Origin of the sequence: Gilliamella sp. wkB308 (genome assembly GCF_001690185.1) — a bacterium.
GTDB classification, from domain to species: domain Bacteria; phylum Pseudomonadota; class Gammaproteobacteria; order Enterobacterales; family Orbaceae; genus Gilliamella; species Gilliamella apicola_I.
In genome coordinates this window covers 186,939-195,029 of the sequence record NZ_LZGN01000022.1, presented here as the reverse complement: position 1 = coordinate 195,029, position 8,091 = coordinate 186,939, and the positions used below count along the sequence as shown (strand labels likewise).

Here is an 8,091-nt window from a genome sequence, read left to right as displayed (position 1 = left end):
AATCTTTAAAGGCTCTTCTCGGTGGCCATGCTTTAAACATCCATTTCATTGCCACCGCTTCGTAAAGATAAACCTTGCCTGTTTTTCGATTAAAACGAATTGGATTACTTACGGGGGCATAGTGACCAAAAAGAAGAGTGAAAAAAGTTAAATAAACAACCAGACCTCCTCCTAAAGATGCAATAAATGACAATATCACGGCAAGCCAAGGAATATTATTTTGATTTAAACAAACAAAAAAAGCCAAAATAACCGAAATTTCTCCACCTCCCAATAAAAAAAATCCAATATAAGGTCCGATAATTTTTCGTTTACGATAGATTTCAAGGTAATTATCCGTTGCACATGCAACATAATTAGCATGACGTTTAACCGGCCCCCCCCCTTTAGATAAATCACTTTTCCAACAAACAATTGGTGGTTTGTAACGTGATGGCATTTTTTGCTCCTGCTATCCTGATTGTTGTGCTTTCCGTTTTTTAAACTAACGTCAGGATTATTCGACCGGATACACGGTTTTTGTTAGTTCATACTCTTCTTCTATTTGAGCAAGCTCTTCTTTTGAGCCCGCTTTCGATGCTTTGTCTAACCCTTCAATTTGTCTCGAGGTTATTTTTAACTTCGGTTTGACTTGCATAAAGGTTTTGGCATCCCAAGGTTTATAATCAACGTATTCTAAACCTGCTTGGTCTAAGGGTTTATCTGTGTTCCTTCCCATAAAATGACAAATCCAATGCCAATCCATCGTAAAACAATCCGTTTCACGGATATAAATATATTCAATCACTTTATAACTATTAGGCTCACAAGCAGCCCCAATTAACGTATAACTTTCAAAGCTACCACCTTTTACATTGACCACTGTCGAACCTTGTAATACACCATGAAAGTTTTCCCAATCATAAACTTTTATATGAAATTTGTTTAAATCTTTAAAGGCTCTTCTCGGTGGCCATGCATTAAACATCCATTTCATTGCCACCGCTTCGTAAAGGTAAACCTTGCCTGTTTTTCGATTAAAACGAATTGGATTACTTACGGGGGAATAATGACCAAAAAGAAGAGTAAAGAGAGTGAAATAAAGTACCAGACCTAATCCAATAGATGCAACAAAAGACACTATCACGGCAATCCAAGGAATATTTTTTTGATTTAAACTCAAAAAAAAGATCCAAATAAGCATAAGCTCTGCGATTCCAAACAGAATAAAAATAATATAGGGTCCGATAATTTTTCGTTTACGATAGATTTCAAGGTAATTATCCGTCGCACATGCAATATAATTAGCACGACGCTTATTCCCTGGTCCGCCCCCGTCAGATAAATCACTTTTCCAACAAACAATTGGTGGTTTGTAACATGATGGCATTTTTTACTCCTTATAATGTTTTTATTTCTAATTTGGCACGATCCCCTTCAAATTCATAAGATAGATGAAGAGGTTGTGCATATTCGATTTTATCACCGTTAATTATATTGGGCTTTTGATAATTCAGCTCCACCGCAAATATTACCTTTTCGATATAATCCGCTTGGACTTCTGCTAATTTGTAATTTATCACCAGATTGGTTTGGGTACCTTCCACCACTTTCATTGTTTTATCGCTATCATCTATTTCGACCTCTTCGGATTGATATTTATAATATTTTCCTTTATCAAGCGGAAGACCAACCAGTTGTCTGCCATTTTTTGTATCCATATCCATTGTATTTTCAATAATCTTAGGTTCAAGTAGACATGTTTCGGTATTATGATTAAGTTCTAGTTTTGCTTTTTTATTATCATCCGCCTTATCCTTTATGGTGAGAATAAATTGTAATTTATCATTTTGTTTATCAAAGCCGTGTATGGTTATGTTAAGATAAAGTGGTGGATAGACATTACCGTTCAAAACATCTACTAAGGTTGTTTCATGTTCTGAATACCCAAATTTTAGCTGGGGTGACATGCCCGAGGTTAAATACGCAAAATCATTTAGTGCGGTTTGTAATCCTTTGGATGTCATTGGGTATCGACACTTATCAACCCCAAACCCACAACGCGCAAACCAACGCTCTAACTTGGTTCGTTCAAAAAAAGAGGCAATATAGATGATAATAATACCGGCAACTGCAACGATAACTCCAACTATCGGTACCAGTGTAGCAGATAATCCTAACGTGATAATTTTTAAGGATAATGCGGCACCTAATATTACAGTTATTCCTCCTACTATTTTTAGCGTACCAGCTGCTATTTCCCCTTCCTTCAACGCTAAATTAAACCCTTTAAATACTTCCATCGCACCATCAACCATTGTTAATAGACCAAGTCCTTTACCGGCAATATTGAGCAAATTATTGGTGATATTGAAAAAGTTCTTTATGCCGTTAGCTCTTTGCAAACTTTGTGTAATGAGTCGACTTTCGCCGTGCGGAAAACGGGTTAAAAAATTGCTGACCCTTAATGCCGTTTTACCGGTTGCCATTTTGATAATATGCGCCACCACTTCGGTTGTCATGCCACACAGTGCAATGTAACCCGAACTAACATCATAAGCCAGAAAAGCGCGTGCTATTGGGTCGGTTTCGGATTCGAGCTGTTTTCGGTTCTCTTCTAATCCTTTCAGGGTGAACCCCAACATCACCACATTTAAAAAACTTTTGGCTAAACCATTCACTTTAATTTTTTGATTTTCTGTTGGAACATGGTTCAGTTTTTCATTTTTAACTTTTTTTAATGATGATTGTTGTAATTCATTCCCATTTGCCATTACCGCAATGTCAATATCCTGAGGAACGCGCGCGACAAATCGTCGAAATTTTTGGATAGGTAAAATATCTTCGTTTGCCAGCTTTTTAAAATCATCCAGTAAATTTTGCGGTACCCGTGCATTTTCTGTCACCATGCTCACGTCAAGTGTCACGGTTTTTTGTTTTAGCACATCGTATTCAGCCCGGGTAAAACCTCGGGACTTGCCATTCAAATCCATAATATAAAATTTTGAATCGGCTTTATTAAAATAAAGATTATCGCCCGTTGCTGTTTTTAAGTTGGTTTTAAAATCAACCCCACCGGTGACCGATATTTTGCCAATTTTTTCAAAAACTTCGGCAATATGGGGTATGCGGATTTTTAACTTAACTTCGGTTACTTTTCCATCGGCTATTTTTGTCGCCAATTTTTTTAAACGATCGCTTATTACGGTTTCGTTCAGTAATACATTGCTATTGCGGTATTCGGTGGCAATGCCTGAAATGACATCCGTTGGCAACGATAAAAGGTAATTACGAATAACATAAGCTAACATGATATCCCCGTCGCTGGCATCGATATCTGCCCCAAAAATGTTATTCATACTGTCCGCTAACACTTTATCAAAATCACTACCGGCTGATGCCGTACTGATTGAAGTTGATGTCGAGGAAGAACTATTATTTTCAGACATGTCACTGTCGTTTTGACCAAATAAATCCTTATCGTCACCCGCCAGAACTTGATAGTAGTAGCTGTCCGGGTCTGAACAGAGTTCATCTTGTAAGGCTTTTACATCATCAGTCGGGGGAATATGACTGGATAACATTGTATGTGCATCATCCAGATAAAATTTATGAAAAGGTTTGAGTCGGTAGTCGAATTCAACTTCCCAAAAGCGGGTTTTGTTCCGCTCAGATATCACTACTTTTGACAGTTTTGAATTCATCCCTTCTCGACCAAATAACCAGCGTGCATAATTGGCATAGTCCCGCGAATATTTTTGAATAGTTTGGTTAACACTGTCAGTACTGTTTTTCCAGCTGCTGCGAAAACGTTCAAGCGCTTTCATGTCAAGCTGGGCTTTTAATTTTTTCCAGTGCTCCTGAAAATTGAGCTCTGCCGATTTTTCTTGCGGTATAAATTCACATAGTTCCGATGAAGAAGTATTAGTACAAATATCAATTTCACTGCGTATTGTAGAAGATGTCGGGGTGGATGCTACTGCACTTCCATAACCACCGATAAAAGTTCTGCGAATATAGCCGGATGATCTTTCCTTAAAAAATTGTTCTAATGATTTTTCATAACCGTCGATTGTTTGTTGTATTGTAAATTTATACTGACATTCTTCATCATATATTTGACTATAAATAAAGGGAACCCCAGTCTTTTTGTTGAGTTTTCCATTTAATCCTTTTTCACCGGTATAATTATTTTTTACTTCTCGCTGGTAATTGAGTTCTTCAACAATGCCAAAATTATCCTCGACCAAAACTACCGGTACTTGGCAATTGTATTTGTCTTCCATATTGCTGGCAAAAATAAAATAATCCCAGTTCGATTTTTTACGGCTTTCAAAATGATGAATTGTGTAAAATCCGGTTGTTCTGAGATCCTCGAAAACCAGTTCCGGTTGTAACGGAAACGGTGATGTTGAAAAGTCAGCATTATCGTTCCCCGACTTGTTATAACCCTCTGCCATCATAAATAAATCTTTTGCCCGTATCTGATCGGGTGATATTGTCTGAATGGCTTCTTCACTAAGATCAACATACGTAAAACGATCCAGAGCCGCTTCACCGCTAAGGTATTTTTCTCTTATCTTTTCTGTCCAGGGGTACTTACTGTAGGCTATCCAGGCTTTTTGGTATAAATTGGTATCGATATTGATAAATGATGCCGGTACATGGTGATTTGATTTGATACACGAAGCTGACATAGGCTCACATTTGTTAATGACCATGTTTTCCAGTGGTCTTTGTCTGAACACGCCTTCTGGCGTCACTTCATATCCGAGAAACTCTTTGTTACCTTCCTTGCTTTCAACCAAAACATAAATATAGCCTTGTCTTACATTTCGTAAGGTATATTCATGCTCCTTAAGCAGGTTTTTGGGTTGCTTTGCAACATCTTCCGGCACTTTATTTGACCAGGGCACATTCCATGCTTTTTTACGGATGACTGACTTTCTCAGTAAGTATATTGGAAAACCTTCCCGATCACATAGTCGACAATTTTTTTTGCATTCTGAGGTCAGCTTTTCTATGTCTTCGTTGATACTAATTTCATGTGTATTATTGTCGGTTTGCATTTCGTCTAAATCGTCTTGCTTTTGATTGTTTTGTTCCAAGTCCATTAGTTAACCTCTCCCCACTTTAATTGTCTTAATACTGATAAACTTTCTTTTAATGTGCCCGGTTGTTCAATTGCATTGAACACTGCTTTTTCCGTAGCTTTATTCGCCATTAAATCAATGTGATAAAATAAACTGGTCATGGCAAAGGCAAACTGATCTTCCAAATCAGACAGCCCAATATTTATCCCCTCAACCCATTTATCGGCCACTATCATAAGTAGCGTATCATCCGGTGTTGTGATGCGTTGTTTTTCTTTCAATGTTTTAAAGCAGAGATAAATGGGCTTGGAATATTGTTGAAACGAATGCGCCCTTTCACTTAATTGCGAAAACCCGAGCAACTCATCTTGTTCAGATTTTTGGATGATTTTTAGTTTACCACTAAGATTGAGATAACAGTATTGTGCTATCCCTTTAAGCTGTCGGGGTAGCCATTGCGGGTAAATCTGATTAGCTTCGTGTAATAACTGCATACGGAACGGTTCATAATACGTTAAAAAACGAGGATTAATGGTTGGTATTTCCTGTGCCAGTCTTTCACCTGTTGCCACTAATTCTTCGGCCAATTCTGTCGGGGACAAGTCACTTGTTAACCACGCGCAAATATAGCGTTTGTCAAGATAGCGTTCGGTATTCGCTTCTTGTAAAGAAAGCGACAATAATTTGGGATTAAGCGCTTCATTTTTATCAGCCATTAGAATTAAATGGGGACAGTATTGTAAGTTATGTTTAAAATCTGTCCGCAAAACCGGAACAATACGTTCTTTTTTGGCTGCTTTATCGGCGAGGGGATCAAAATAATAATTTTGAATATTGTCAACCGAGATTAAATTGTAATCGGGTAGAGGGCGTAATTTATCAACCAGTAAATAACGATTTTTATTGTTTTCATTCATCAAGTTGATAAATTTGTCTAAATGAGCTTTCATGACTATTTCCATTCATACTTTTTATTATGCAAATTGTACTATCTAAACTTTTAGTATCGGTACAGTACAAAGACTTTCTTATTATTTTAAAATAAAATTAACATTTATTTAACTTTATTTTTTAAATAACTTAGATTGATAATCAGTTTAATAATTAAAATGACAGTTTTTTGCAAGATCTGCAAGTTATTTTTATAAAAATAACAAATTAAATTATATGGATAAGTCGATTTTGAAATGAATGATTCTTGTAATTTTAGGGGAAAAAAGTCACATAAAATCAGCTTAATATCATTAATAATCTTTCATAAATGTTTTCATTTTGTTTCTAAATTAGCATCAATATCAAAGATCCTCAAAAGTTTTAAACTATGGCATAATGTTCGCTAAATCACATTTTTTAACTTTAACTTATAAGGTATCAAAAGCATCAAGTTAAAGCGTTAATCATTTAGAGAGTATAGATCAGTGTTAAGTACAAATAACATCACCATGCAATTTGGTAGTAAACCGCTATTTGAAAATATTTCGGTTAAATTTGGGAACGGCAATCGTTATGGGCTTATTGGCGCCAATGGTAGCGGTAAGTCAACGTTTATGAAAATCATTGGTGGCGATTTGGTGCCAACTTCGGGTAATGTGGCGTTAGATCCTCATGAAAGATTAGGTAAATTACGTCAAGATCAGTTCGCTTTTGAATCCTTTACCGTGTTAGATACGGTTATTATGGGGCATACTGAGTTGTGGGAAATCAAGCAAGAACGTGACCGTATCTATTCTTTACCGGAAATGAGTGAAGAAGATGGTTTTAAAGTGGCTGATTTAGAAACCCAATACGCCGAAATGGATGGTTATAGTGCTGAGTCTCGTGCTGGCGAACTATTGCTAGGGGTCGGCATTCCCATTGAACAACACTATGGTCTAATGAGTGAAATTGCCCCCGGTTGGAAGCTACGAGTGTTATTAGCCCAAGCGCTCTTTTCGAATCCCGATATTTTATTACTAGACGAGCCAACCAATAACTTGGATATCGATACCATTCGTTGGTTAGAAGATACGCTTAATGAGCGTGAAAGTACCATGATTATTATTTCGCATGATCGCCATTTTTTGAATATGGTTTGTACCCATATGGCAGATCTTGATTATGGTGAATTGCGTATTTATCCGGGTAATTACGATGATTATATGACGGCATCAACACAAGCCCGAGAGCGTTTATTAGCCGATAACGCTAAGAAGAAAGCGCAAATCAGTGAACTGCAATCTTTTGTTAGTCGTTTTAGTGCCAATGCGTCGAAGTCTAAACAAGCGACATCTCGAGCCAGACAAATTGAGAAAATTAAACTGGAGGAAGTGAAAGCATCTAGCCGTCAAAATCCATTTATACGTTTTGAGCAAGATAAAAAATTGTTCCGTAATGCCTTAGTCGTTGAGAATTTAACCAAAGGCTTTGATAATGGCCCTTTATTTAACAATCTTAATTTAATGGTTGAAATCGGTGAAAAGGTGGCAATTTTAGGTACCAATGGGATTGGTAAAACCACTTTAATTAAAACCTTAATGGGAGAACTAACGCCAGAGCAAGGCGAGATTAAATGGTCAGAAAATGCTAATATCGGTTACTATGCTCAAGATCATGAATATGAATTTGATGATGAGTTAACGGTGTTCGACTGGATGAGCCAATGGAAGCAACCTACTGACGATGAACAAGCAGTACGAAGTGTATTAGGACGCTTATTATTTTCGCAAGATGATATTAAGAAGAAAGTTAAAGTGCTGTCGGGTGGTGAAAAAGGACGGATGTTATTTGGTAAATTGATGATGCAAAAACCCAATATCATTGTCATGGACGAACCAACTAACCATTTAGATATGGAATCGATCGAGTCGCTCAATATGGCGCTTGAACTTTATCAAGGTACCCTATTCTTTGTTTCGCATGACCGTGAGTTTGTCAGTTCGTTAGCGACTCGTATTGTCGAAATTACGCCAGAAAAAGTGATCGATTATACCGGTAATTATGAAGATTATTTACGTAGTCAAGGAATCGAATAAGAGTATTG

General features: G+C 37.0%; 5 protein-coding genes. 1 reads left to right on the top strand and 4 read right to left on the bottom strand.

Annotated elements, in window-relative coordinates:
- The 4 genes from A9G10_RS03870 to A9G10_RS03855 all read right to left on the bottom strand — a co-directional run.
- A partial coding sequence (locus A9G10_RS03870) for a DUF6708 domain-containing protein (protein ID WP_218837325.1) occupies window positions 1-439 on the bottom strand: 439 nt, incomplete at its 3' end.
- Window positions 440-496: 57 nt separating this feature from the next.
- Entirely contained in the window at window positions 497-1,369 is an 873-nt protein-coding gene (locus A9G10_RS03865) for a DUF6708 domain-containing protein (protein WP_065558365.1), read from the bottom strand.
- A gap of 10 nt (window positions 1,370-1,379) precedes the next feature.
- Window positions 1,380-5,093 (bottom strand): T6SS effector BTH_I2691 family protein, encoded by a 3,714-nt coding sequence (locus tag A9G10_RS03860; protein WP_065558364.1) that lies wholly within the window; start codon window positions 5,091-5,093, stop codon window positions 1,380-1,382.
- Entirely contained in the window at window positions 5,093-6,022 is a 930-nt protein-coding gene (locus A9G10_RS03855) for a hypothetical protein (RefSeq protein WP_065558363.1), read from the bottom strand. The genes A9G10_RS03860 and A9G10_RS03855 overlap by 1 nt, the downstream gene beginning before the upstream one ends.
- 468 nt (window positions 6,023-6,490) lie before the next feature.
- Between A9G10_RS03855 and A9G10_RS03850 the strand changes: the two genes are divergently transcribed.
- Window positions 6,491-8,083 carry an ABC-F family ATPase gene (locus A9G10_RS03850; RefSeq protein ID WP_065558362.1) on the top strand — a complete coding sequence of 531 codons (1,593 nt, stop codon included), beginning with the start codon at window positions 6,491-6,493 and terminating at the stop codon, window positions 8,081-8,083.
- Window positions 8,084-8,091 lie beyond the last annotated feature (8 nt).

Bases quoted from the DNA above. Each gene is read 5' to 3' on its own strand.
- A9G10_RS03865 (WP_065558365.1), bottom strand. From the start codon at position 1,369: ATGCCATCATGTTACAAACCACCAATTGTTTGTTGGAAAAGTGATTTA.
- A9G10_RS03860 (WP_065558364.1), bottom strand. From the start codon at position 5,093: ATGGACTTGGAACAAAACAATCAAAAGCAAGACGATTTAGACGAAATG.
- A9G10_RS03855 (WP_065558363.1), bottom strand. From the start codon at position 6,022: ATGAAAGCTCATTTAGACAAATTTATCAACTTGATGAATGAAAACAAT.